Raw genomic sequence first — 23,414 nt, 5'->3', positions numbered from 1 at the left:
GAAGAAGTAGGCGCCGATGAGCGCCTACTTCTTTTTATAGCGATTAATTTGTCGTTTGATTGGTTCGCGGAAGACGGTCGCCACGAGCGTCAGGACGACAAAGACGACGAGGGCGAGGATGATTAGCTTAACGTCTCCGCTCGCGAGGCTACTGCCGAGGAAGTTGTTGGCGAACGCTCCTGGGATCATCCCGACCATGGTCGCAAAGACATAACCCGGGAGTTTCACTTTCGCCAAACCTGAGGCGTAGCTGACCAAGTCAAAGTTGACGAGCGGGATCAAGCGCAAAATCAAGACGTAGAAGAACCCGTCCTCTTCAATCTTATGTTGCACCTTCTCATAGCTACTCGTCTCGAAATGGTGGAGAAAACGGTCGCCGAAACGAATCGCAATATAATAAGCGACGAGCGCGCTGAGTGTGGCCCCGATGACCGTATAGACGACACCAGGCAACGTCCCGAACGCCAACCCACCGGCGACGGACAAGACCGACGTCGGGAATAAGATCAACGGACGAACGGTGAACAGTAAAATATAGACGAGCGGGGCGAGCCAACCGAATTGAACGATATAATCGCGAATCTCACCCGGTCGCAAATCAATCCACTGATAAAGGAACGTCGCGATACCGAAGATGAGCAAGACGATGGCAATGATCCACTGCGTTTTCCACTTGTTCATCGGTCGACCTCCTCTCTTTCTTTCATCATATCGCCTCCTCTTGGAAAAGTAACGCCTTCCTTTTTTTAGGAATCACATTATGGTACGGTTAGAAAAAGCAGAAGGAGGAATCCCTATGTACTTGGCAGATGCCATTAAACTGAAGAGCCTGCTCCTCAAGCAGATTGATAAACTTGTTGAAGAAATCGAACGTGTCGCGTTCATCGAACTCGAGAAAGACGAACCACTCCCGACGATTCAATCCCGCTCACTCGAAGACATCGAAGTTGAGCTCGAGGCGATTCGGACCGATTTACGTCGCCTCGACCGCCTCGTCTGTGAGGCGAACCTGCATACCATCATCGAGACGAATGACGGACCGCTCCCACTCGTCGAAGCGATGGAGTTCGCCGTTCAATTACGGGCCCAAGCCCGGATGTATCAAGATTTGGCCGAGCGGCCGAAACGTGAATTTCAAACCGGTTACGGTGAAGCGACGACCATCATCAAGCATGCGCTCTATGACCCGGAACTGTATCGCTTGAAAGCCCGCGATGTCGAGAAACGGGCTACCCGCATCGGAAGTGCCATCGACTCCGCCAATCACCGGACCGAGATCGAGTTTGACGCAAGTCGTTATATGTAACGAAAACGCGCTGGGATTTTTCCCGGCGCGTTTTTACATGTGATGATTATGGTGGTCGTGATGATGTGAGCTCGAACGGCGTCGCGGGACCGGCTCATCGGCGAACTTCTCCCCGTCCAAGATGCCGAGCCGTTTATATTGGCGGTCGACCCGCTCTTTCGTCTCGTCGTGCACGTGCGGCGACTCCATGACCAAATGGTAACTGCCAAGCGCGACCCGGAACGGCTCCATCTGTGTCCGCTCGACCGGGAACGACGTCACGTCTCTCAAGTAGTCAGCGAGACGGTTCGCCGACTCGTCACTCGGATCGTCGGCCAAGTCTGACGCGAACTGTTGCATATCTTTCAACAGGCTGTTCGTCTTTACTTGCTTACCGATCCCCCCGATAACAGCGAATACGATAATACCGATAATCAAGAAAAAGAAAATCGGAAAAATGATGGGCACGCCACTAAAAAATGAATCCCCCATTCCTCCCGAATCGATGTATACTTCTTCTCCAAATGCAAACGCATGAACCATAATGTCTCCCCCTTTTTTCTATCATACGAATGTAGCCCCATTTGGTTTCATGCCAATAAAAAAACCGTGGCATGCGCCACGGCTTGGTCAGTTCAATTGTTTCTCCATCATGATACGAGGCTCGTTATCCTCTGTATACGCCCCCATGATGTCGTATCCGCACAACAGGTTCAAGATGATGACCCCTTTGTTCGTATTGCGTGCCTTCGTTCGAATCGAGTGGAACCCTTGCGCCTTCACCCATTCGAGTTGCGTGTCCATCAGCTTGCGGCCGATGCCATGCTTTTGAAACTCAGGGTGGACACCGCCGGCCCAGCTATAGAAGCGATACGGCTCGGCCTCATAACCGATTTTAAAACCGACGAGTCGCTCGTCTGAAAACGCGAGCAACACGAGCGGGTTCGCATGACGATACAGCCGTTCTTTAAAACGCAGTTGATCGATGTCCCCGTAAAGCGTCCGGTACAGATTAAAGAATTCCTCTTCATAGTCTTTGAAATTCGTCGTCACATCTTTCACGATAAATGAACTGGTCGTACTCATCTTTCCATCCCCTTTCAGTATATGGACAAGTTGTTCGTACGCCTGTACCTTTCGCCGTTTACTCCGTTTTTCCTGTCTCGCGCGCAAAAGCGGTCAAACCTTTTTGCTTATACACGCCGAGCGACCGCTTCGGAAGGCTCTTCACCATCCAATTTTTTAAGATGCGCTGCTTGTCTTTCGCCTTCAGTCGGTAGCCGTCCGTCACGACGTGGCGCGCCCGCGTCGTCACATCGTACAACGAGATGGCGGCAGCGACCGAGATGTTCAAGCTTTGAACGTATCCTTGCATCGGAATCAAATAGTTCCCGTCCGCTTTGGCGAGTGCTCGTTCTGACACGCCGTGATGTTCATTCCCGAACAAGAGCACGGTCGGTTTCGATACATCGATGTCCTCGAGCGGGACTGCCTCTTCACTGAGTGCCGTCGCAAGCACTTGATAACCGTCCGCCTTCAACCGATCGATCGCGTCCTCAATCGAAGGATGTTCGACCACGTCGACCCAACGATCGGCGCTTTTGGCGATAATCGAGTTCGGCTTGAACTTGGCCCGGCCCTCGACGACGTGCAACGTCTGGACACCGAACGCATCCGCCGAACGGAGCACGGCCGACTGATTGTGCGGGTCATCGACCCCTTCCGTCAAAATCGTGATATGGTTCGTCCGTAACTCCAATACTTCCTGCATCCGTTTGACCCGGTCTGGCATCAACATGCTGTACAGCAGTCGGTCCTCTTCTAATAACAGGCCCGACTGCAACAATTCATCGAGTAGTGCCGCCTGCTCTTCTTTTGATAATGCCGATGTCGTCTGTCTCCATCCCATCGTTCTCGCCCCTTTCGACCTCTAGTATTGTAGCGAGATTCGTTCCGACTGACAAGTTGGGCGAGAAACGACTCGAATATCCTCTCGGTATGAAAATCTATGAAAATTAGGAAAACGGTTGCACAAATTTATGCAATCGATTACAATCATCTATGCAAGCGATTGCATTGACAGTCGCCATAGACAGATAAAAAGTTCCGTATAGGAAGGAAGCGTATCACATGAAACAACTCATCTCGTTCGACTTTTGGCAGAAACTCGGTAAGGCCTTAATGGTCGTCATCGCCGTCATGCCAGCCGCAGGTCTCATGATCTCGATTGGTAAATTGATTGGCATGTCAGCCGGAGACGTCAGCATCTTGCTCACGACGGCCCGCATCATTGAAGACCTCGGTTGGGGAATCATCGTCAACTTACATATCTTGTTCGCAGTCGCTATCGGTGGCTCATGGGCGAAAGATAAAGCCGGCGGTGCCTTCGCTGCGCTGATCGCCTTCATCTTGATCAACCGTGTCACAGGCGCCATCTTCGCCGTCAACGGAACGATGCTCCAAGACCCGGAAGCGACAGTCCAGTCACTCTTCGGAGCTGACCTTGTCGTCGCTGACTACTTCACATCTGTACTTGGTTCACCTGCCCTCAACATGGGCGTGTTCGTCGGGATCATCGCCGGTTTCCTCGGTGGCGCACTTTACAACCGCTTCTATAACTTCAACAAATTGCCGAACGCCCTCTCGTTCTTCAACGGGAAGCGTTTCGTCCCATTCGTCGTCATCCTCGGTTCGGTCGTTGCCGCAATCGCGTTGTCCATCATTTGGCCGACGATTCAAGGCGCGCTCAACAGCTTCGGTGAATGGATCGCGACGTCGCGCAACACGGCGCCGGTTCTCGCGCCGTTCATCTACGGTGCACTCGAGCGTCTCCTCTTGCCGTTCGGACTTCACCACATGCTCACTGTACCGATGAACTACACGGAGCTCGGCGGGACATACACGATTTTGACAGGTGCAACAGCCGGTTCGGTCGTTGCGGGTCAAGATCCGCTCTGGTTGGCTTGGGTCACAGACCTCGTTAACCTGCGCGCTGCTGGTGATACGGCTGCTTACAACGCTTTGCTCGCTGACGTCGTCCCAGCCCGCTTCAAAGTCGGTCAAGTCATCTTGTCATTCGCTGCCTTGATCGGTGCCGCTTACGCAATGTACCGCAACGTCGACGAAGACAAGAAAGCACAATACAAGCCGATGTTCTTGTCGGCTGGTCTCGCCGTCTTCTTGACGGGTGTCACAGAACCAATCGAATTTATGTTCATGTTCGTCGCTCCAGTCCTTTACGTCGTCTACGCGCTCATGGCCGGTGCCGCCTTCGCTTTAGCGGATGTCATCGATCTTCGTGTCCACGCGTTCGGTGCGATTGAATTGCTCACACGCATCCCGATGATTGTCAAAGCGGGACTCTTGCAAGACTTGATTAACTTCTTCCTCGTTTCGGCTGCCTTCTTCTTCTTGAACTTCGGTGTGTTCAACTTCTTTATCAAGAAGATGAACCTCCCGACGCCTGGCCGTAACGGGAACTATATGGAAGAAGTGACAGAGAAATCGAACGTGACAGGCAACGAGCAGGTCATGGGGATTATCGCGCTACTCGGTGGGGAAGAGAACATCGAGGACGTCGATGCCTGCATGACGCGTCTCCGTGTCACAGTCAAAGACATGTCGCTCGTCTCAGAAGAGAGCGAGTGGAAAAAGAACGGCGCCATGGGTCTCATCTTGAAAGACCGTGGTGTCCAAGCAATCTACGGCCCGAAAGCCGACGTATTGAAGTCTGATATTCAAGACGTCATCGGTGCATAATCAACAGGCCAGCTCGTACGAGTTGGCCTGTTTTTTCTAAAGGAGGACTATCGTGAATATTTTAACGCTGAACTGTCACGCCTGGTTAGAAGATCGTCAACAAGAGAAAATCGACTCGATCGTCGAACGGATCGCGAGCGAGGAATACGACATCATCGCACTCCAAGAAGTGAATCAACATAAAGAGGCCCCACTCATCGACGGCTTGATTCGAGAGAACAACTTCGCCTACGTGCTCGTCGAGCGTTTGAAAGAGCAAGGCGTCGATTACTACATGACGTGGGACTTTGCTCATTATGGCTATGATATCTACGAAGAAGGCGTCGCGATTTTATCGCGCACTCCGTTCGTGTCGACCGAATCGTTCTTCGTCTCCCAGACGACCGACCCGAACGATTACAAATCTCGGAAAATCGTCAAGGCGGTCGTAGACGGTATGGACGCGCCGACGGCGATTTACTCCTGTCACCTTGGTTGGTGGCATGATGCCGATGAACCGGTACGCCATCAGCTCGATGAACTACTTCGTCGCGTCGAAGATGACGATCGCGCCTTACTGCTCGGCGACTTCAATAACGATGCGTTCATTCGTGGCGAAGGGTACGATTACTTGGTTGAGCACGGTCTCCAAGACTTGTTCCATTTGGCGACCGAGCGTGAAGGCGATGCGACCGTCCAAGGCAAGATTGCCGGCTGGGACGAGAACAAGCAGGCGCTTCGCATCGACTTGATGCTGACGAACGCCCCGATTCACGTCTCGCGCCATGCCGTCGTCTTTGACGGCGAGAACGGTCCGATCGTCTCGGATCATGCCGGTGTCGAAGCGACTGCATTCTGGCGTTAATTTAACCCTTTTCTTTCACAATGTGAGAGAAAAGGGTTTTGCTTTTGGCGAAAATTCGGTATGGTTGGAAACGACTGATGTCTAATGACTATATTTCTGAAAGTAGTGATTTATTTTGACGACCACCCCATCGCTCAGTCGGACCGACTGGACGCTGATCTTATCGCTCGCCCTGCTCACGTTCGTGCTCGGAACGAGTGAATTTGTCATCGTCGGGATTTTACCCGATATCGCCGATGGCCTATCGATTTCGATTGCCACGGCCGGAACGCTCGTCTCGGCGTTCGCCATCACCTTTGCCATTGGGACCCCGCTCACGATGTCGTTCACGAGCCATTTGCCGAAACGAAAATTGATGCTCACGCTCACAGCTGGGTTCATCGTCTTCAACTTATTCAGCAGCCTCGCTCCGACGTACGGGATATTGCTCGTGCTCCGGATGATGACCGCCGTCGTGACCGGCGTACTCATCTCACTCGCCATGCTCGTCGCCAGTGAATCGGTACCAACCGGGAAGCGCGGCATCGCTGTCTCATTCATCTTCGGCGGTTTCACGATGGCGAACGTATTTGGCGTTCCGCTCGGTACGTTCATCGGGCAACGGACCGGATGGGAAACGACATTCCTGTTGACGACCGCTTTAGGCGTCGTCGCATTTCTCGCCGTCTACCGTGTCGTGCCGAGCCATTTAACGAGCGGCAAAACGTCGATTGCCGATCAATTGCGCCTCTTGACGAACCCGCGAATTTTAATCGCGTTCTTCATCCCCGCGTTCGGCTTCGGTGCAACGTACGTCGTCTATACATATCTCGTCCCAATCTTAAAAGATGTCCTCGGCGTACCTGTCGCTTGGGTCAGCCCGATCTTGTTCGCTTACGGGTTCATCTCCATCTTCAGCAATCTGGCGGCTGGAAAGATCGCGAGCCATAATCCGATCGGACGGCTACGGTTCGTCTTTCTCATCCAAGCGCTCGTCTTAGCGGCCTTGTATGTGACGACATCGAGCGTGACGCTCGGTCTCATCAATATCGCGCTCATGTCGTTCATGGCGATTCTACTGACGACGTCGACGCAAATCTATTTGATCGATTTGGCCGAGAAGTTCAATCCGGACGCCAAAGGCCTGGCCTCATCGCTCATGCCGGTCGCAAGCAACGTCGGGATCGGAATGGGCTCAGCGCTTGGTGGTCTTGTCTATGCCAACGCACCCGTCATGACGCTCGCCCTCGTCGGTGGCGCCGTCGCGCTCGTGACAGCTTTGTTGACCGCGGTCAGTCATCAGCTCGACCAACGTTAAAACAGCGTGCCCCTTGATGTGGGCACGCTGTTTTTATAACCAATCAATGATGTGATCGATCGTCTCGTCAAGTTGTTGTTTGGCGCTGAGCGGGCTGTCGTTGTCCCCGTCCTGCGGTCCGTACATCCCGAAGTTAGCGTGGTTGCCGTCTTTGATTTGATGGAAGACGGCGTCATCCGGCATGTTGTCACGACTCGCCTCGATATCAGCCGGTGTGGCGAGACCGTCGATTTCCCCGGAGACGGACAAGACACGTAAATCACTGTCCGCCATCGTGCTGATTGGATACGAGGCGAGGAAGATGACCCCGTCGACTTGCTCCTCATGCTCAAGCGCGTAACCGGACGCAGCCGAGCCACCGAGTGAATGCCCCCCGACGACCCAACGTTCGATGTCTGGATGGGCGGCGATGATCTCTTCTGCTGCATCGATATCTGCTATCCCGAGATTTAAGCGCAACGATGGGATGGCGACGAAGACACCTTCTTCCGCCAGTCTGGTGCCATAATAGGCGTATGCCTCTTTCTCGACTTTCGCTCCCGGATACAGGATGAACCCAACCTCGCTGTCCGTCTGCCCGAACTCGAGACGATTGTCCACTTCCGTCGCCTCCGCCGCGTAGCTGAGCGCCTCATCCGTCGGTCCATACGTCAGTTGTGTCCACACAATGAATCCGATGATGGCGACCAAGATGATTCCTAATAGGCCAAGGCCAATCCACTTCAATTTTTTCTTCATTATAAGACCTCCATTTGCATCCACTTCCTCGTCACGGTACACTAGTAGTAAAAAAGGGAAATATCAGGGGGACACCATGACGAAAAGTTCTGTAACCACGACGATTCAGTGGTTTATTTTTATTTTAGCTACAAACATTGTACCACCGCTCTCGATCGCTGCCTTATTTGAACTGTCACCAGCCGAGACGATGACGTTCATCTCGCGCTCGCTGTTCATCTTCGCCCTCTTCAGCATCATCCAAACACTGCTCGGCCACCGTCTACCGATTTTAGAAGGACCGGCCGGGATATGGTGGGGCGTGTTCACACTCTATGCCTCCATCGGTCCGGCGCTTTACGGTAGCGGACAAGAGACACTCCAAGCGCTCGGTTTCATGTTGTTCTTGAGTGGTGTGCTCGGTGTAGTCATGACCGTCACCGGCCTGTTGCGACGGATGCTGTCGTTGTTCACCCCACAAGTACTCGGCGTCTATATGATTCTGCTCGTCTTGCAACTGTCGGGCGCCGTCATTAAAGGTGGCTTCGGCGTGACCGAGGACGGCATTAACGTCGTTCAGGCCGTCGCGACGGCCGGTCTCGTGTTGTTCGCGCTCACGCTCGAGCGGAGCCGGTTCAAACAGTACGGACTCGTCATGACGCTCATCGCCGGATTTTGGTTGTTCAACCTGCTCGGACTCGGCAACCCGATCGTCCGTTCCGAGTCATTCTTCCTCGTACCTGAACTATTCCCGTTCGGAACGTGGGTGTGGGATTGGAACTTGCTCCCGACGGCTTTCGTCATCACGCTCCTGCTCATGACGAACGTCCTCGCCAATATCAAGTTGATTGAACGCATCGTCAGCTCGCGCGAGAAGCGTCAAATCGAAGGCAACGTCCCGGCGTCCGGTGTCGTCAGCGGCATCAGTCAAATGGTCGCGGGCATGTTCGGGACACCGGGACCGGTCGCCATCTCTGGAACGGCTGGTTTCTTATCCTCGACGGAGAGCGTCCATCGCTCACCACATCTCGTGGCCCACGCTGTGATGATGGTGCTCGCCCTTATCGGTCCGTTCGTCTCGCTCATCGCGAGCATCCCGGCCGCCGTCGGATACGCCATCGTCACCCCGCTCATCGCGACGATGATCATCATCGGAATCAACGAGGCGGCGTTCGAATTGAACCAAAAGACGGCGTCACTCACTGTCGGTCTCCCGCTCGTGATCGGAGCCGGCGCGATGTTGCTCCCACCTGGGGCAATGAACGATTTGCCACCGCTCTTGGCGACCGTATTCTCGAACGGACTCGTCCTCGGAACGATCGTCGCCTTGACGACGGCCATTCTCAGCCGCATCAAAGACTAAAAAAACTGACCTCGCGAGGTCAGTTTTTTTCGATTACGTGCATATGGAACGCTGCGTCGTGCGGCAAGACGGCACCGGCTTCGGCCTCGAAGTGCGCGCGGTCCTTGACGTAGGCGGCAATCGAGCGCGTATCGCGGTGAAGCGCCCGTTTGAACGCTTGCTCAGCCGTGACCGGGGTCCCGTCGTCATTCTTCAACTCGAGTCCCATCAGCTTATATCCGAGCGTCTGGCCGCCACGGCGCATCTGACACGCCTCGAGCGCGTAAGAAACGAGCATCGGGGTGATGACGGTGTGGACGAACTCACTTTTCACTTTCTTCCGAACGAGCTGTTCGACACCGAAACTGACCAATCCGGCAATGACGCCGTCGATTAAGGCGGCTTTCGTGCGTTTGCTCGTCACTCGCTTCATTGGCTCATCCCCTGCATCATGCCAGACGTCAGCACTTCAGTGCCTTGTCCTTCTTCCGCGGCCATGATCAAGGCACGCGCCACGTGGAGCGCTTGAATCGGTGCGGCATCCGGTAGTTTATCGAGTAACAACGGTTGGAGCGGACGGCTGACGACTTCGGCCGCTTTCTCGCCGAGACGGAACTCTTCCCGATCTCCGAGCAGGAGCGACGGACGGGCGATAATCAAGTGTTCGAAGCCGAACACTTTGAGCCCGTTCTCGAGCTCTCCTTTCACCCGGTTGTAGAAAAAAGGTGACCGAAGTGACGCGCCTTGTGCCGAGACGACGGCATAACGTGTCGCACCGTGCTGCTTCGCGACGCGCGCCACTTCGAGCGGCAACTCGAGGTCGACGTGTTTGAACGCCTGACGTGAGCCGGCGACGGCAATCGTCGTCCCGAGTGCACAGTAGACGTCATCAATGTGCGGCAACGCCTCGTCCATCCCTTCGAACCCGACGACTTCATGCAGTTTCGGGTGACTCCATCGTTTCGAGCGACGGACGACAATCCAGACTTGATCATACCGTTCCTGTTCGAGTAACTGTTCGACGAGCTCGCGTCCAATTAAACCGGTCGCGCCGACAACGAGTGCTGTTTTTCCCATCCTATTTCCCCCTTGATACGTGCTCCTTTCAGTCTAGCTGACTTGCCGGTTATCGGCAACGACCTCGTCCGGACGGAATCGGTCGACGAGACGGAAGAACCCGTTCAAGAACAGGGCTGTGAATGAGCCAGCAACGATGGCGCTATCGGTGAACAGTTGAATCGATTCCGGCATATTGGCGACAATGCCTGGGTTGGCCGTGATACCAAGCCCGATGCCGATTGAGAGTGCGATCGTGATCAAGTTCTCATTTTTCGCAAAATCGACTTGACTGAGGATGCGAATCCCTGACGCGGCGACGGTACCGAACATGACGAGCATCGCCCCACCGAGTACCGGTTTCGGGATCAATGTCGTGAACGTCGCGACTTTCGGCAAGAAGCCGAGTAAAATCAATAGTCCACTCGTCCAGAAGATGACGCGACGCGATTTGACGCCTGACAATTGGACGAGTCCGACGTTTTGACTGAACGTCGTGTATGGGAAGCTGTTGAAAATCCCACCGAGAATCGTCGCCACACCTTCAGCCCGATACCCTTTCGTCAACTCGTTCGAGCCAATCGGTTTTTTTGTAATATCGCTCAATGCCAAGAAGACACCCGTCGATTCAATCATCGAGATGATGGCCACGAGCGTCATGACGAGGATGGCCGAGACGTCAAACGTCGGCATCCCGAAGTAGAACGGTTGCACCATTTGGAACCAGCCTGCCTCACGGACCGGGCTGAAGTCGACGAGACCGAGGAACGCGGCGACACCTGTGCCGATCAAGACCGCGAACAAGACTGCGGCCGCCCGTGTGAACACGGTACCGATTCGGTTCAAGATGAGAATCAAACCGATAGTCAAGCCACCGAGCGCTAAGTTTTGCATCGAAGCGAAGCCGGGCTCACCCGGCATCCCGCCACCGATGTCATTGACAGCGACTGGGATGAGCGAGAGACCGATAATCGTCACGACCGAGCCTAGCACGACCGGCGGGAAGAAACGGGCCAGTTTCCCGACAAAGCCTGAAATGAAGATGACAATGATTCCGCTCGCGATGAGTGCCCCGTAAATAGCGGTGATGCCGCTCGAACTACCGATGGCAATCATCGGACCGACCGCGGTGAACGTACAACCGAGTACGACTGGCAGACCAACACCGGTGAAACGAGTCGTCCATACTTGCAACAGTGTCGCGACGCCGCACATGAACAAATCAATCGCGACGAGGTAAGCGAGTTCTGTCGGACCGAGCCCGATGGCTCCGCCGACGATGAGCGGGACGATGGCCGCGCCCGTGTACATGGCGAGTAAATGTTGGAATCCGAGGCTGGCTGTCTTGAACGTATTCATTGGACCACCTCCACGAAGGAAATCTCACCCGCTTCAAGTTTGGCGATCCGGGCGAGTGACTCGACTTGATAGCCTCGCTCGAGCAGCTTGTCCCGTCCTGGTTGGAACGACTTCTCGATGACGATGCCGACACCGGCGACGACCGCACCAGCCGACTCAACGAGTTGTGTCAAACCGAGTGCTGCTTCGCCGTTGGCGAGGAAATCGTCGATGACGAGCACGCGCTCCCCAGGTTGGACGAAGCGACGGCTCAAACTGATGCGATTCGTTTCTTGTTTCGTGAACGAATAGACGTCGGCTTCGACGAGATCGTCTTGAAGCGTGAGTGATTTGCGTTTGCGGGCGAAGACGAACGGAATGTCCATCTCAAGTGCCGTCATCATCGCCGGAGCGATCCCACTCGACTCCAATGTGACAATGCGGTCGATTCTGGCGTCACGGAACCGGTCCGCGAACTCACGACCAATCGCCTGCATCAAGACAGGATCGACTTGATGGTTCAAGAAGGCATCGACTTTCAATACGTGTTCGGACAACGCTTGTCCTTCATTTCTGATTTTGTCTTCTAGCTGCTTCATTGTTTTCCCTCCAACAAAAAAATGCGATTCGTCACCCCAACCCGGGGACGACGAACCGCATGGAAACAAAACGAATGCACACGACAAGCGTCACCCGTAGTCGAACCATTTACGGTGGTTCGGTAGAGACTTGCGGGCCATATTCCCGCTGATATACGAGTGCGAATCTTTTATTTATATAAGATAGGACTTATTCTAGACGATATTTCGTAAAATGCAACCCGTTTCCGAAAAGACGGCTAAAAGTTCGATTTTTCTGAAACTGCTGTATACTAAAGATACTGGAAAATCGAGAGGAGCCACATCCATTATGAAGCTATTCGTTTTAGGTGCCACCGGCCGGACCGGTCATCAGTTTGTCGACCAGGCCATCGAGCATGGCCACCACGTGACCGCTTTCGTGCGGGAACAGAAAAAATTGATTCCGACGCCGCAACTTGAAATCATCGAAGGCGATGTCAAGGACAGTGTCTCTTTGACAGACGCTGTAGCTGGTCATGACGCTGTCATCAGCTGTCTCGGGACTGACTTGAGCGACTCGGACTTCTTGGCCCGTGTCACCGATGCGCTCGTCCCGGCACTGAAAGCGAACGGCATCACCCGCGTCGTCTATCTCGCCTCGGCTGGGATTGATAAAGAAATTCCGGGCCTTGCTGGTACGGTCGTGACGTTCATGCTTCGGAAGCCGCTCCGTGACCACCGGGCCGCGGTCGATCTGTGGCGCAACTCGTCGTTCGATTATACGATCGTGCGGCCGATGCAATTGACGGACGGTCCCCGGACTTCCGTGTATCGCACGTCCCTCGACAGCATTCCAGACAACGGAAAACAGATTTCACGGGCCGATGTTGCCCAGTTCATGCTGAACGCCGTCGAAGACCAACTCTTCATCCGCCAATCGATCGGACTGGCGTACTAATTTTTTTGATTCCATGCTACAATATCGGATAGTCAACTTTGAAGGGAACGAATAAGAACTATGAGTATATTAACAGTACAAAACTTGAGCCACGGTTTCGGTGACCGCGCCATTTTGAATGATGTGTCTTTCCGTCTATTGAAAGGCGAACACATCGGTCTCATCGGAGCGAACGGTGAAGGAAAATCAACGTTTATGAACATCATCACGCGTAAGCTCCAGCCGGACGAAGGCAAAATCGAGTGGGCGAAAAACGTCCGTGTCGGTTACCTCGACCAGCACGCCGTCCTCGAGCGCGGGATGACGATTCGGGACGTGTTAAAGAGCGCGTTCCAATACTTGATTGACACCGAAACACGAATCGGTGAGCTTTATATGGAGATGGGCGATGCGACGCCTGAACAGATGGACGACATGCTCGCCGAAGTCGGCGAACTTCAGGAAATGCTCGATTCGAACGACTTTTATATCATCGATGCGAAAGTCGAAGAAGTCGCTCGCGGTCTCGGTATTTTAGATGTCGGACTCGACCGTGACGTCACGGACCTCTCAGGTGGTCAGCGGACGAAAGTATTGCTCGCGAAATTGCTCCTTGAGAAGCCGGACATCCTGCTCCTCGATGAGCCGACCAACTATTTGGACGAGGCCCACATCGAGTGGTTGAAGCGTTATCTCCAGAACTACGACAACGCCTTCATCTTGATTTCGCACGATATCCCGTTCTTAAACAGCGTCATCAACTTGGTCTACCATATGGAGAACCAAGACTTGTCACGCTATGTCGGGGACTACGACAAGTTCATGGAAGTGTATGAGATGAAACGTTCGCAGCTCGAATCGGCTTATAAACGCCAGCAGGCTGAAATCGCCGATTTGAAAGACTTCGTCGCCCGCAACAAGGCCCGTGTCTCGACACGGAACATGGCGATGTCGCGCCAGAAGAAACTCGATAAGATGGATGTCATCGAATTGAGCGCGGAACGTCCGAAACCAGAGTTCCGATTCTTGCAGGCCCGCACGTCAGGTCGTCTCATCTTTGACGCCAAAAATCTCGTCATCGGTTACGATGAGCCGCTCTCACGCCCGCTCGACCTCCAAATGGAGCGCGGTCAGAAGATTGCCCTCGTCGGTGCGAACGGAATCGGGAAGACGACACTGTTGAAGAGCCTTCTTGGCATGATCAACCCGCTTGAAGGAACCGTCGAACGCGGTGAGTTCTTGGAGATCGGGTACTTCGAACAAGAAGCGGCCGTCAGCAACAACACGTGTATCGAAGAGATTTGGAGCGAGTTCCCATCACTCAACCAGCAACAAGTCCGTGCCATGCTCGCGAAATGCGGTCTCATGACGAAGCATATCGAGAGTAAAATCGCGGTCCTCAGTGGTGGAGAGAAGGCGAAGGTCCGTCTCTGTAAGCTCCAAAACAACGAATCGAACTTGCTCCTCCTCGATGAGCCGACGAACCACTTGGACGTCGACGCGAAGGAAGAGTTGAAGCGCGCATTGAAAGAATATAAAGGCAGTATCCTACTCATCAGTCACGAACCGGAGTTCTATCAAGACATCGTCACCGACGTCTGGAACTGTGAATCGTGGACGACAAAAGTATTCTAATCCGTGTAGAGGAAGTGGCGTATGGCTGGCCCGATTCAAGTAAATGAACGCATCGTTCTATATGACATCATTCGAGGGTTTGCCCTGTGCGGCATTTTCCTCGTCAACATCCCAAGCATGCTCGGGAGCGACTGGATTTTCGGTAATCCGATATATGAAGGAAGCGACCTCTTCGTCAGGACGCTGTTCGACTTGTTCGTCCAGACGAAGTTTTACACGATCTTCTCACTCTTGTTTGGAATCGGCTTCTCGATTTTCCTGGAGCGCTCGTATGCGCGCGGGGACTCGGTCGGCCGTTATATTCGCCGCATCGCCATTTTGTTTCTATTCGGACTCGCTCACCTGGCCATTTGGTCGGGTGACATCTTACATACGTATGCGATGTGGGGCTTGTTGCTCCCGTTGTTTTATGGATTGAGCAACCGGGCGATTTTAACGTGGGCATGGGGTTTGTTGATCACAAGCTATGTATTGTTTTATGGCTCATCAATCTATCTGGAATGGGCGTTAGGTTATACGTCTATTGCAGGACCATTCCCGACCGCATTCAATTCCGGATTCGGACCTTGGTTCGACTATCGCTTGGATAATGAGATTTTTGACATGTTCCAAAACTCGTTGTTCGCCGATTTTGAAATCTTCAGCCTGTTCTTGTTCGGACTTTATATCGGACGGGAACGGAAACTCCTCACGTGGAGTATCCGAGGATTGACGCGGACGGCTATCATCTGTACGGTAGCGGCCCTGCCGTTCTTCGCAGTCATTATTTGGCACCACTACGGTGGCGGTGCCGAGTATTCGGCGACGAACTCTGCGGCCGTCCTCGTCTCCGGCAAACTGCTCGCGACGACGTACGTCTGTCTGTTCACGATCGCCGTCCGCAACGGGCGCGCATTCCGTCCGTTGCAGGCGCTCGGCCGTATGGCACTGACGAACTATTTGACGCACACGCTCGTCGTCGTCATCCCGGTCATCGCCCTCGGCTACTACGGTCGCCTGTCGTTGACGGAAGGATTGTTCTTGAGTATCGCGATTTTGATCGCCCAAGCGTTCTTCTCGATGTGGTGGCTGAAATCGCATCGATACGGTCCGTTCGAGAAATTATGGCGCATCGGAACGTATGGACGACAAAAACAAGCATCTTAACCACAAAAAAAGGCTCGAAGCGTCTGCTTCGGGCCTTTCTCGTTTCTTAGTTCGTCGCCGCTGCTGTGAGCACCGGTACGATTTGCTTTTTGCGTGAAACGACACCAGGAAGTGTCGCCAGACCATCGACCAATTTGACGTTGAACGCCTGCTCGAATAGGTCAGTCTTCTTACCGACAACGAGAACCTCCGAGTCGTTCGTCAAGATGTTCGTGATGGCGAAGACGAACAAGTCGAGCTCTTTATCTAACATCTTGATTGCCATCGCCGATTCAACAGCGTCTTTACGGCTCAACACATCGTTTGCGTCGACCGTGTTCACTTGAGCAATCTCAATGCGGTAGTCGCCCATCGCAAACTCTTTCGCGTCGAGCGAGATGAGTTCTGGGATTGTTTTTTGGCTAAGGTCCGCTCCCGCTTTCAACATCTCAAGACCGTATGTCTCGATGTCTGTGCCCGAGATGGCTGCGAGTTCTTTTGCCGCCTTGATGTCCTCGTCCGTGCACGTCGGTGACTTGAACAAGAGTGAGTCCGAGATAATGGCCGATAGCATCAATCCTGCCATGTCAGGTGCGATTTCGACACCGTGCTCTTTATAGAGTTTGAGCAAGATCGTTGCCGTACAACCGACCGGCTCCGCACGGTAATAGAGCGCATCCGCTGTTTGGAAGTTGGCGATCCGGTGGTGGTCGACGACTTCGAGGATACGCACGTCTGCGATGTCTTCCGCGCTTTGTTGGAACTCGTTATGGTCGACCAAGATGACAGATTCTACTTCGTCTGACACGCGTTCTACGAGGCGCGGTGCTTTGACACGGAAGTGGTCGAGCGCATATTGCGTCTCTCCGTTCACTTCGCCGAGTCGAACCGCTTCAGCGTCCATCCCTAACTTTTTCTTCAGCTCCGCGTAAGCGAGCGCCGAACAAATCGTATCCGTGTCTGGATTTTTATGTCCGAAGACTAGTACTGTACTCATGATACATTCTCCTCACTATGATAGTTTTCCCTTATCCATTATACCGTCTCTACTCATTCTTTCAATTCCCAAACAAAAAAGAGCCAGCAAGGGCTCTTATGCTTGTTCGTCTTCGTCCGTCTCTTCGAGGTCCGAATGATCGCCTTTTGAATCTTCTTCATGCGAAATATCCGGTTGGTCTCGTTTTAACTTCTCTTGTTCTTCTTGTTCACGTTTTTTATCTTGTTCTGACATCTGTCTCATCCTTTCGGTACTGAGTCTTGTCGTAGACTGTTCCCTGAGCGCGCTCTAGCCAAACAGATGTCTCTCATCCGTAAACAAACTGTCATATCAGTCGGCTTGAACGAACACAACCTCGTCGCCACGGATTTCGACGTTGACGTCTTGTCCTTGGAATAACCATTCGTCCTGTTCAGCCACGACGAAGCGAATGCCGTCCGCTTCCGTTTCAACGGCCGCGTTGTCGATGTCTTCTGTGATGACGCCCACCGAGAAACCGTGCGTCAAATCGGTCGAACCCCCATATTTGGCGAATAGGCGCACCGTCTGGCCTGCCTCGACCTCCATCTCATCTTTGAAAAACTGGAGTGCTTCATCTGTCACGTTAATCTTCATCTGTCATCCTCCTCTCGACTTCTGTCTTCATTCTAATCGTTTCAGAAAAACCGAGCGAGGAAGTTGCCTAGAGCGTCGTACCTGGTAAGTAGGTGACCGTCAAACTGTTTGTGATAGAAGTGGCCCCGTTCATCTCTTCGAACGTCACATCGAACAACGTCCGGCCGATGTCTTCGTTTGGCGAATACATCGTTGATAACCCGAACGCCTGACCGATCGGATGGCCATCGAAGCCAAGGATGGCGACTTCATCCGGGATGCGGACACCGCGACGGCGCAACTCTCCTAAAAAACCGAGCGCCACATAATCTGACGAGAAAAAGAGCGCTCGAGGACGCTCTTGTTGACGCAGAAATTCATCGGCAAGCCGGATTCCGTCCTCGCTCGTCAAGTAGCCGGTCCAGACCCATCGCTCACGCGCAAGTTCGACTTCATCGAAGTACGCTTGCTGACGCGCGATCGAGCTTGGACTGTCTTGTCGTGACAACACGATGCCGATTTCAATATATCCAGCTTGCGCCAGCACGTTTAAACCGGCGACGAAGGCGGCATAGTGATCGACGTGAACCGAAGAAATCGTCTCTGGTGCCCCGACGGTCGCGACCGCGATTGGGCCGAACTGCCGATACATTTCCATTTCATCGAATGACATCGTATGGGATAACAGAATCGCCCCATCGACTTCACGGTGCTTCAATAAATCAAGCGCTTGCCGTTCTTGGTCGAGTTGATACTCGGTCTGCCACATGACGAGTCGGTAATCTCTTTGGAGGGCAGCTTTCGCGAGCCCGTTGACGAACAGTCCATAATACGGATGATCCAAATACGGCAACACGACGACGAAACGCTGCGTGCGACCGGTCGATAACGTCAGCGCCTGCTGATTCCGTAAATAGCCGAGTTCGGCCATCGCCTGTCGCACCCGTTCCCGCTTCTCTTTCGACACGTACGGGTGCTCATTGAGCACGCGCGACACCGTCGTCACGGATACGTCTGCGTATTTTGCGATATCTCGAATGTTCGCCATCTCGTTTCACCTCAATCTGTCAGTCTTTGCATATAGTGTACCCACTCTGCCTCCTGACTGTCACCTTTCGCAATCACTTGTTTCCGGATGGCTTGGACGAGACGAAACCGTTCTTCGATTGGTAAATGAAGAAACTCGTCTTGGAAACGGGCGCACAACATTCTTCCGAGCGGCGTATACAACCGATTGATGACGAGTTCGTAGACGACCCCACTGCACCATGTTTTCCACGTTGTCGGATTCATGAGCAATCCCTCCTTTGACTTAACCGTACAGTCTGAAACGCGTTTCAGAGCAAGTACTATTTTCATTTCGTCTAATTCCGAACATTCAATAGTAAAATAATAAAATTTCAGGTTTTTTCGTTCGAAATCATTGACGATAGCCGCTTCATTTTGTATAGTCATCAGGTTGATAACGTTTATTCAACGATTAACGAATAAGAATGTTCGGAAATTACTAACTATAGGGAGTTTTATTCATGAACTTTTTTCAATTGAAACAACATGGAACGAACGTTAAACAAGAAGTGATGGCGGGTATCACAACGTTCGTGACGATGGCTTACATCTCTGTCGTCAACCCGGCAATTCTGTCAGATGCCGGCATCCCGTTCGCACAGGCGTTCACGGCGACGATCATCGCCATCTTGATCGGTACAGGGCTCATGGCGTTCTATGCCAACCTTCCGATTGCCGTCGCCCCAGGGATGGGACTGAACGCGTTCTTTGCGTATACGCTCGTCGCCCAGCAACAGATCACGCCGTCCGCAGCGCTCGGCGTCGTCTTCGTGTCGTCGGTCTTCTTCTTGATTTTGTCGTTGTCACCGATTCGGACGAAACTGATTCAAGCGATCCCGGCGTCACTCAAGCACGCAATCACGACCGGCATCGGCTTGTTCATCGCCTCGCTCGGGTTGAAGTTATCAGGTCTCATCGTCGCCGATGAGGCGAATCTCGTTCGTCTTGGGGACTTATCGTCGCCAAGCGTCCTGCTCGTCCTCGGTGGGTTGATCGTCTCGGCCCTCTTGTTCTCACGGAACGTCCCGGGCTCACTCCTCATCGGGATGGTACTCACGGGCATCGCGGCCTATTTCATGGGTCTATTGAAGATTGAAGGCGTGACGGCGATGCCGACGTTGCCGGAAGGACTCATGGTCAATCCGCTCACGGCGTTCTCGGACGTCATCCAATACGGTTTGTTCGGTGCCGTCTTGTCGTTCTTCCTCGTCACGTTGTTCGATACGACGGGGACGCTCGTCGGAGTCGGAAAACAGGCCAACCTGTTGAAAGAAGATGGGACGATCGAGAACGGGCACCGCGCCTTGTTCGCCGATTCACTCGCGACGATGGGTGGTTCGCTCGTAGGAACGAGCCCGTCGACGGCTTACATTGAATCAGCTGCCGGTGTCGCTCAAGGTGGACGGACCGGTCTCACGACAGCGGTCGTTGCCGGTTTGTTCGGATTGACGTTGTTCTTCAGTCCGCTCATTGGTGCCATCTCTGGCGTTGCTGCCATCACGGCACCGGCCTTGATCATCGTCGGCGCGCTCATGTTGACGAACGTCCGTTACATCGACTGGACCGACTTCAGCGAATACTTCCCAGCGTTCATGACGATTCTCATCATGCCGCTCTCAGGCAGTATCGAACGCGGAATCGCTTTTGGGTTCATCCTGTATCCGATCTTTAAAGCGATGAACAAAGAGACGGTCCACCCGCTCATCTACTTGTTCGGCGCGCTATTCATACTAGAAATGTTTTTCTTATAAGTTAGATTCGAACCCTCGTCGACCGACGAGGGTTTTTCTGTTATCAAGCAGGGTAATGCTGTTTTATAGCAGTTGTCTTCTGAATATTGATTCATTATCATTTCGTTCTCAATTAGACAGGATTTGACAATTTTTTGAGAGAATCTTTCCATTTTTCTGTTTTGACCTTGTTTGTTATGGAATAATAACTGTGAAACCGTTTTCGAATTTAGCTAATGAACAGGAAAGAAGGAATGGACATGCCTAACGTGGCGCTGTTCGTCACTTGTCTCTCTGATACGTTATTCCCATCGGTAGGACAAGCGACGGTCGAACTATTAGAACATCTCGGTTGTGACGTCAGTTTTCCGTTTGAGCAAACATGTTGCGGGCAGCCCGCCTACAACAGTGGCTACCATGAAGAGACGAAAAAGATTGCGAAGCATATGATTGAGACGTTCGAGAAGGCGGATGCCGAGTACATCGTCGGTCCGTCCGGCTCGTGTGTCATGATGATGCGCGACTATCCACATCTATTTAAAGATGATCCCGCTTGGAAGGCGCGGGCCGAGGCTCATGCGGCGAAGACGTTCGAGTTGACGCAGTTCATCGTCGACGTACTTGAAGTGACGGACGTCGGGGCCAAGTTTCCGGCCAAGGCGACATATCACGCTTCGTGCCATATGACACGGTTGCTTGGGATCGAGGCGGCTCCAGGCCAGTTGCTCAAAAATGTCGACGGCTTGACGATGCTCCCGCTCGACAACGTCCATAACTGTTGCGGCTTCGGGGGAACGTTCTCCGTCAAAATGCCAGATGTGTCGGTGCAGATGGTCGATGAGAAAGTCGAGTCGATTTTGAACTCGGGGGCCGAGGTATTGATTGGGGCTGACGCGTCGTGTCTGATGAATATCGGGGGGCGTCTGCATAAACAAGGGCACCCAATCAAAGTGATGCATATCGCGGAAGTGTTGAACGAAGGGGTGAGACAAGCATGAGTATGGGTATTCGGTTAGATGAGAAGTTTCAGGATCGACGCAAAGACGGAATCGACAATCCGTTCATGCGTCAGGCTGTCAGTTCGGCGCAAAACCGTCTGCGTGACGGTCGTTTAAACGCGGCAGGTGAACTCGGGGATTGGGAAGCGTTCCGGGACCATTCGGAAGAGATTCGCCAACACGTGCTCGAACATCTCGACTATTACTTATATCAATTGAGCGAGAACATCTCGAAACGAGGTGGCAACGTCTTCTTCGCCGAGACACCGGAAGAAGCGAACCGCTATATCCGGGAAGTCGTGCGCGCTAAGAATGCCAAACACGTCGTCAAATCAAAGTCGATGGTGACAGAAGAGATTGGCTTGAACGAGGCGCTCCATGAGGAAGGGTGCACGGTCGTCGAGTCCGACCTCGGGGAATGGATCCTTCAACTCGATAATGATCCGCCGTCTCATATCGTCGCCCCGGCCTTGCACAAAGACCGAAATGCGGTCCACGAGACGTTTACGGCCCACGGCTACGAAGGATCAAACGACCCGACCGAGCTCGGGCGCTATGCACGCCGTGAGTTGCGGAAAGACTTTTTGAAAGCGGAGGTCGGCATCACCGGCTGTAACTTCGCCATCGCCGAGAGCGGTGCCGTCGGGCTCGTGACGAACGAAGGGAACGGCCGCATGGTGACGTCGCTTCCGGACACGGTCATTTCCGTCATGGGGATGGAACGGATCGTCCCGTCGTACGAGGAGTTCGAGGTGCTCGTCAATATGTTGTGCCGGAGCGCTGTCGGTCAACGACTCACCTCATACATCACGACGTTCGCTGGCACGCGCTGGCACGGCGAAGTTGATGGACCCGAGGAGTTCCATCTCGTCATCGTCGACAACAAACGTTCCGGCATCCTCGGCACACAGTTCCAATCGGTGCTCCAATGCATCCGTTGTGCGGCCTGTATTAACGTCTGTCCCGTGTACCGCCACATCGGTGGTCATGCCTACGGCTCGATTTATCCGGGTCCGATTGGCGCTGTGCTCGCTCCGCTCCTCGACGGCTACGAGAATTATAAAGAGTTGCCGTACGCCTCGAGTCTATGCGGTGCCTGTACGGAAGCCTGCCCGGTCAAGATTCCGCTCCACGAGCTATTGATCGAACATCGCCGTGTCATCGTCGAAGAGAGAAAACAGTCACCGTTCGTCGAGCGTATCGCCATGAAAGGCTTCGCGGTCACGTCGTCGAGTCCGTTCTTGTTCGAAGCGGCCGAACACATCGCGCCGTTCGCATCGTCCCCGTTCACGAAAGCGGGACAAATCGACAAAGGGTTGCCGGCGTGGACGGATTCGAAAAACTTGCCACAACCGGCCAAGCAGACGGTACGGGATTGGTTCAAGAAACGGGGGAATGCAGAATGAATCCAGGAACGATCACCAATCGCGAAGATTTTCTAAAACGAATCGCGGGACAGCTCGGACGTGACGTCGACTTGACGCCGCCGAAACGCGTGTACAAGCACCGGCCACAAGACGAGGTGTTGAAGGACGCCTCTGATGAGGAGCTGCTCGAGACGTTCCGGATGGTCGCGACGCGCATCCACACCGACGTCATCGAATGTGAATCCGCCAACCTCGACGATACGCTCCGGCTGTTGATTGAACGGTATGACGGGAGCACCATCATCGCCGAACATGACGATCGCATTCAGGCGTGGGCGCCACAGACGAGTGAGTCATTCGACTGGTGGGATGCGGAGCGACCGGAAGACAGCCGTGCCCTCGCCATAAAAGCAGATATCGGGATCACCATCGCCGACCAGGCCCTCGCCGAGAGTGCGACCATCGTCCAATACGCGGCTCCTGGGAAGTCACGTACGATCAGCTTATTGCCCCGCGACCATATCGCCATCATCCCGAAATCGGTGCTCGTGCCGCGGATGACACAGGCAGCTAAAAAATTAGCCGAACTTGACCGCACCGGTGACCTCAACTCGCCGAACGGGGTCAATTTCATCTCCGGCCCATCGAACTCGGCCGATATCGAGATGAATTTGATTGTCGGGGTGCACGGACCGGTCCGTGTCGCCTACTTGCTCGTCCACGATTTGTAAACCAAAAGACTCGCACGTGAACGGCTCACGCGCG

Annotated in this window: 26 protein-coding genes and 1 riboswitch; of the genes, 12 read left to right on the top strand and 14 right to left on the bottom strand. The window is 53.5% G+C overall.

The annotated features are described in order from the left end of the window. Positions 1-24: 24 nt before the first annotated feature. Positions 25-681, bottom strand: coding sequence for a TVP38/TMEM64 family protein (locus tag EVJ33_RS04055; protein WP_131434688.1), 657 nt, complete (start codon positions 679-681; stop codon positions 25-27). Positions 682-796: 115 nt separating this feature from the next. Between EVJ33_RS04055 and EVJ33_RS04050 the strand changes: the two genes are divergently transcribed. After that, positions 797-1,306, top strand: a complete 510-nt coding sequence (locus EVJ33_RS04050) for a hypothetical protein (RefSeq protein ID WP_131434686.1) — start codon at positions 797-799, stop codon at positions 1,304-1,306. 33 nt (positions 1,307-1,339) lie between these two features. On the opposite strand, the gene EVJ33_RS04045 is transcribed toward EVJ33_RS04050, so the two are convergent. The 3 genes from EVJ33_RS04045 to EVJ33_RS04035 form a co-directional block, all read right to left on the bottom strand. Further along, complete coding sequence (locus EVJ33_RS04045; protein WP_131434684.1) at positions 1,340-1,828, bottom strand: hypothetical protein; 489 nt, start codon at positions 1,826-1,828, stop codon at positions 1,340-1,342. An 87-nt stretch (positions 1,829-1,915) separates the two neighbouring features. Then, positions 1,916-2,371, bottom strand: coding sequence for a GNAT family N-acetyltransferase (locus EVJ33_RS04040; protein WP_021068095.1), 456 nt, complete (start codon positions 2,369-2,371; stop codon positions 1,916-1,918). 58 nt (positions 2,372-2,429) lie between these two features. Then, the gene (locus tag EVJ33_RS04035) at positions 2,430-3,194 is read right to left on the bottom strand and encodes a TrmH family RNA methyltransferase (protein ID WP_131434682.1); all 765 of its coding nucleotides are present in this window, start codon (positions 3,192-3,194) and stop codon (positions 2,430-2,432) included. Between the two features lie 221 nt (positions 3,195-3,415). Between EVJ33_RS04035 and EVJ33_RS04030 the strand changes: the two genes are divergently transcribed. The 3 genes from EVJ33_RS04030 to EVJ33_RS04020 all read left to right on the top strand — a co-directional run bounded on the left by EVJ33_RS04030 (position 3,416) and on the right by EVJ33_RS04020 (position 7,185). After that, entirely contained in the window at positions 3,416-5,044 is a 1,629-nt protein-coding gene (locus EVJ33_RS04030) for a PTS transporter subunit IIBC (protein WP_131434679.1), read from the top strand. 52 nt (positions 5,045-5,096) lie between these two features. Beyond that, positions 5,097-5,888, top strand: coding sequence for an endonuclease/exonuclease/phosphatase family protein (locus EVJ33_RS04025; RefSeq protein WP_131434677.1), 792 nt, complete (start codon positions 5,097-5,099; stop codon positions 5,886-5,888). Positions 5,889-6,000: 112 nt separating this feature from the next. Beyond that, on the top strand, positions 6,001-7,185 hold the full coding sequence (locus EVJ33_RS04020; RefSeq protein WP_131434675.1) for an MFS transporter: 1,185 nt from the start codon (positions 6,001-6,003) through the stop codon (positions 7,183-7,185). 33 nt (positions 7,186-7,218) lie between these two features. On the opposite strand, the gene EVJ33_RS04015 is transcribed toward EVJ33_RS04020, so the two are convergent. Continuing rightward, positions 7,219-7,923, bottom strand: a complete 705-nt coding sequence (locus EVJ33_RS04015) for an alpha/beta family hydrolase (protein WP_131434673.1) — start codon at positions 7,921-7,923, stop codon at positions 7,219-7,221. A 76-nt stretch (positions 7,924-7,999) separates the two neighbouring features. Between EVJ33_RS04015 and EVJ33_RS04010 the strand changes: the two genes are divergently transcribed. After that, positions 8,000-9,265, top strand: coding sequence for a purine/pyrimidine permease (locus EVJ33_RS04010; protein ID WP_131434671.1), 1,266 nt, complete (start codon positions 8,000-8,002; stop codon positions 9,263-9,265). A gap of 19 nt (positions 9,266-9,284) precedes the next feature. Here EVJ33_RS04010 and EVJ33_RS04005 read toward each other — a convergent pair whose 3' ends face one another. Genes EVJ33_RS04005 through EVJ33_RS03990 form a run of 4 tightly spaced genes read right to left on the bottom strand, consistent with a single transcriptional unit; the run spans position 9,285 to position 12,237 of the window. Continuing rightward, complete coding sequence (locus EVJ33_RS04005) at positions 9,285-9,677, bottom strand: RDD family protein (protein WP_131434669.1); 393 nt, start codon at positions 9,675-9,677, stop codon at positions 9,285-9,287. Further along, positions 9,674-10,321: an NAD(P)H-binding protein gene (locus tag EVJ33_RS04000; protein ID WP_131434667.1), complete on the bottom strand. Its 648-nt coding sequence runs from the start codon at positions 10,319-10,321 to the stop codon at positions 9,674-9,676. The genes EVJ33_RS04005 and EVJ33_RS04000 overlap by 4 nt, the downstream gene beginning before the upstream one ends. A gap of 33 nt (positions 10,322-10,354) precedes the next feature. Continuing rightward, positions 10,355-11,659: a nucleobase:cation symporter-2 family protein gene (locus EVJ33_RS03995; protein WP_131434665.1), complete on the bottom strand. Its 1,305-nt coding sequence runs from the start codon at positions 11,657-11,659 to the stop codon at positions 10,355-10,357. Next, positions 11,656-12,237: a xanthine phosphoribosyltransferase gene (locus EVJ33_RS03990; RefSeq protein ID WP_131434663.1), complete on the bottom strand. Its 582-nt coding sequence runs from the start codon at positions 12,235-12,237 to the stop codon at positions 11,656-11,658. Before EVJ33_RS03990 ends, EVJ33_RS03995 begins: the two co-directional genes overlap by 4 nt. A gap of 77 nt (positions 12,238-12,314) precedes the next feature. After that, positions 12,315-12,416: riboswitch (purine riboswitch) on the bottom strand. Between the two features lie 131 nt (positions 12,417-12,547). Between EVJ33_RS03990 and EVJ33_RS03985 the strand changes: the two genes are divergently transcribed. Genes EVJ33_RS03985 through EVJ33_RS03975 form a run of 3 tightly spaced genes read left to right on the top strand, consistent with a single transcriptional unit; the run spans position 12,548 to position 15,916 of the window. Then, the gene (locus EVJ33_RS03985) at positions 12,548-13,156 is read left to right on the top strand and encodes an NAD(P)-dependent oxidoreductase (RefSeq protein WP_131434661.1); all 609 of its coding nucleotides are present in this window, start codon (positions 12,548-12,550) and stop codon (positions 13,154-13,156) included. A 60-nt stretch (positions 13,157-13,216) separates the two neighbouring features. Then, positions 13,217-14,770 (top strand): ABC-F family ATP-binding cassette domain-containing protein, encoded by a 1,554-nt coding sequence (locus EVJ33_RS03980; protein WP_021068083.1) that lies wholly within the window; start codon positions 13,217-13,219, stop codon positions 14,768-14,770. A 21-nt stretch (positions 14,771-14,791) separates the two neighbouring features. After that, positions 14,792-15,916, top strand: a complete 1,125-nt coding sequence (locus EVJ33_RS03975; protein ID WP_131434659.1) for a DUF418 domain-containing protein — start codon at positions 14,792-14,794, stop codon at positions 15,914-15,916. Between the two features lie 46 nt (positions 15,917-15,962). Here EVJ33_RS03975 and EVJ33_RS03970 read toward each other — a convergent pair whose 3' ends face one another. From EVJ33_RS03970 to EVJ33_RS03955, 5 genes are all read right to left on the bottom strand, one after another. After that, the gene (locus EVJ33_RS03970; protein ID WP_131434658.1) at positions 15,963-16,892 is read right to left on the bottom strand and encodes a manganese-dependent inorganic pyrophosphatase; all 930 of its coding nucleotides are present in this window, start codon (positions 16,890-16,892) and stop codon (positions 15,963-15,965) included. Positions 16,893-16,988: 96 nt separating this feature from the next. Beyond that, positions 16,989-17,126, bottom strand: a complete 138-nt coding sequence (locus EVJ33_RS15505; protein WP_021068076.1) for a hypothetical protein — start codon at positions 17,124-17,126, stop codon at positions 16,989-16,991. 96 nt (positions 17,127-17,222) lie between these two features. Then, a complete protein-coding gene (locus EVJ33_RS03965) occupies positions 17,223-17,507 on the bottom strand; it encodes a HesB/YadR/YfhF family protein (RefSeq protein ID WP_131434656.1) in 285 nt (94 codons plus the stop codon). Positions 17,508-17,574: 67 nt separating this feature from the next. Next, the gene (locus EVJ33_RS03960; RefSeq protein WP_131434654.1) at positions 17,575-18,534 is read right to left on the bottom strand and encodes a LacI family DNA-binding transcriptional regulator; all 960 of its coding nucleotides are present in this window, start codon (positions 18,532-18,534) and stop codon (positions 17,575-17,577) included. Positions 18,535-18,545: 11 nt separating this feature from the next. After that, on the bottom strand, positions 18,546-18,779 hold the full coding sequence (locus EVJ33_RS03955) for a hypothetical protein (protein WP_131434653.1): 234 nt from the start codon (positions 18,777-18,779) through the stop codon (positions 18,546-18,548). Positions 18,780-19,015: 236 nt separating this feature from the next. On the opposite strand from EVJ33_RS03955, the gene EVJ33_RS03950 reads away from it, so the two are divergent. The 4 genes from EVJ33_RS03950 (at position 19,016) to EVJ33_RS03935 (ending at position 23,380) form a co-directional block, all read left to right on the top strand. After that, the gene (locus EVJ33_RS03950; RefSeq protein WP_131434651.1) at positions 19,016-20,305 is read left to right on the top strand and encodes an NCS2 family permease; all 1,290 of its coding nucleotides are present in this window, start codon (positions 19,016-19,018) and stop codon (positions 20,303-20,305) included. 239 nt (positions 20,306-20,544) lie between these two features. Beyond that, entirely contained in the window at positions 20,545-21,282 is a 738-nt protein-coding gene (locus tag EVJ33_RS03945) for a (Fe-S)-binding protein (protein WP_131434836.1), read from the top strand. A 2-nt stretch (positions 21,283-21,284) separates the two neighbouring features. Next, on the top strand, positions 21,285-22,688 hold the full coding sequence (locus tag EVJ33_RS03940) for a LutB/LldF family L-lactate oxidation iron-sulfur protein (RefSeq protein ID WP_483297302.1): 1,404 nt from the start codon (positions 21,285-21,287) through the stop codon (positions 22,686-22,688). Beyond that, positions 22,685-23,380: a LutC/YkgG family protein gene (locus tag EVJ33_RS03935; protein WP_131434647.1), complete on the top strand. Its 696-nt coding sequence runs from the start codon at positions 22,685-22,687 to the stop codon at positions 23,378-23,380. The genes EVJ33_RS03940 and EVJ33_RS03935 overlap by 4 nt, the downstream gene beginning before the upstream one ends. Positions 23,381-23,414 lie beyond the last annotated feature (34 nt).

Source organism: Exiguobacterium sp. SL-10 (assembly GCF_004337025.1).
Lineage (GTDB): Bacteria > Bacillota > Bacilli > Exiguobacteriales > Exiguobacteriaceae > Exiguobacterium.
The sequence above is the reverse complement of the archived record's forward strand: the minus strand, read 5'-3'. Positions and strand labels throughout refer to the sequence as shown.

Coding starts and splice junctions, on each gene's coding strand:
- EVJ33_RS03980 (WP_021068083.1), top strand. CDS start 13,217: ATGAGTATATTAACAGTACAAAACTTGAGCCACGGTTTCGGTGACCGC.
- EVJ33_RS03935 (WP_131434647.1), top strand. CDS start 22,685: ATGAATCCAGGAACGATCACCAATCGCGAAGATTTTCTAAAACGAATC.
- EVJ33_RS04005 (WP_131434669.1), bottom strand. CDS start 9,677: ATGAAGCGAGTGACGAGCAAACGCACGAAAGCCGCCTTAATCGACGGC.
- EVJ33_RS04010 (WP_131434671.1), top strand. CDS start 8,000: ATGACGAAAAGTTCTGTAACCACGACGATTCAGTGGTTTATTTTTATT.
- EVJ33_RS03975 (WP_131434659.1), top strand. CDS start 14,792: ATGGCTGGCCCGATTCAAGTAAATGAACGCATCGTTCTATATGACATC.
- EVJ33_RS04040 (WP_021068095.1), bottom strand. CDS start 2,371: ATGAGTACGACCAGTTCATTTATCGTGAAAGATGTGACGACGAATTTC.
- EVJ33_RS04035 (WP_131434682.1), bottom strand. CDS start 3,194: ATGGGATGGAGACAGACGACATCGGCATTATCAAAAGAAGAGCAGGCG.
- EVJ33_RS04030 (WP_131434679.1), top strand. CDS start 3,416: ATGAAACAACTCATCTCGTTCGACTTTTGGCAGAAACTCGGTAAGGCC.
- EVJ33_RS04055 (WP_131434688.1), bottom strand. CDS start 681: ATGAACAAGTGGAAAACGCAGTGGATCATTGCCATCGTCTTGCTCATC.
- EVJ33_RS04000 (WP_131434667.1), bottom strand. CDS start 10,321: ATGGGAAAAACAGCACTCGTTGTCGGCGCGACCGGTTTAATTGGACGC.
- EVJ33_RS15505 (WP_021068076.1), bottom strand. CDS start 17,126: ATGTCAGAACAAGATAAAAAACGTGAACAAGAAGAACAAGAGAAGTTA.
- EVJ33_RS03940 (WP_483297302.1), top strand. CDS start 21,285: ATGGGTATTCGGTTAGATGAGAAGTTTCAGGATCGACGCAAAGACGGA.
- EVJ33_RS03990 (WP_131434663.1), bottom strand. CDS start 12,237: ATGAAGCAGCTAGAAGACAAAATCAGAAATGAAGGACAAGCGTTGTCC.
- EVJ33_RS03970 (WP_131434658.1), bottom strand. CDS start 16,892: ATGAGTACAGTACTAGTCTTCGGACATAAAAATCCAGACACGGATACG.
- EVJ33_RS03945 (WP_131434836.1), top strand. CDS start 20,545: ATGCCTAACGTGGCGCTGTTCGTCACTTGTCTCTCTGATACGTTATTC.
- EVJ33_RS04015 (WP_131434673.1), bottom strand. CDS start 7,923: ATGAAGAAAAAATTGAAGTGGATTGGCCTTGGCCTATTAGGAATCATC.
- EVJ33_RS03985 (WP_131434661.1), top strand. CDS start 12,548: ATGAAGCTATTCGTTTTAGGTGCCACCGGCCGGACCGGTCATCAGTTT.
- EVJ33_RS03965 (WP_131434656.1), bottom strand. CDS start 17,507: ATGAAGATTAACGTGACAGATGAAGCACTCCAGTTTTTCAAAGATGAG.
- EVJ33_RS03950 (WP_131434651.1), top strand. CDS start 19,016: ATGAACTTTTTTCAATTGAAACAACATGGAACGAACGTTAAACAAGAA.
- EVJ33_RS03960 (WP_131434654.1), bottom strand. CDS start 18,534: ATGGCGAACATTCGAGATATCGCAAAATACGCAGACGTATCCGTGACG.
- EVJ33_RS04045 (WP_131434684.1), bottom strand. CDS start 1,828: ATGGTTCATGCGTTTGCATTTGGAGAAGAAGTATACATCGATTCGGGA.
- EVJ33_RS03955 (WP_131434653.1), bottom strand. CDS start 18,779: ATGAATCCGACAACGTGGAAAACATGGTGCAGTGGGGTCGTCTACGAA.
- EVJ33_RS03995 (WP_131434665.1), bottom strand. CDS start 11,659: ATGAATACGTTCAAGACAGCCAGCCTCGGATTCCAACATTTACTCGCC.
- EVJ33_RS04050 (WP_131434686.1), top strand. CDS start 797: ATGTACTTGGCAGATGCCATTAAACTGAAGAGCCTGCTCCTCAAGCAG.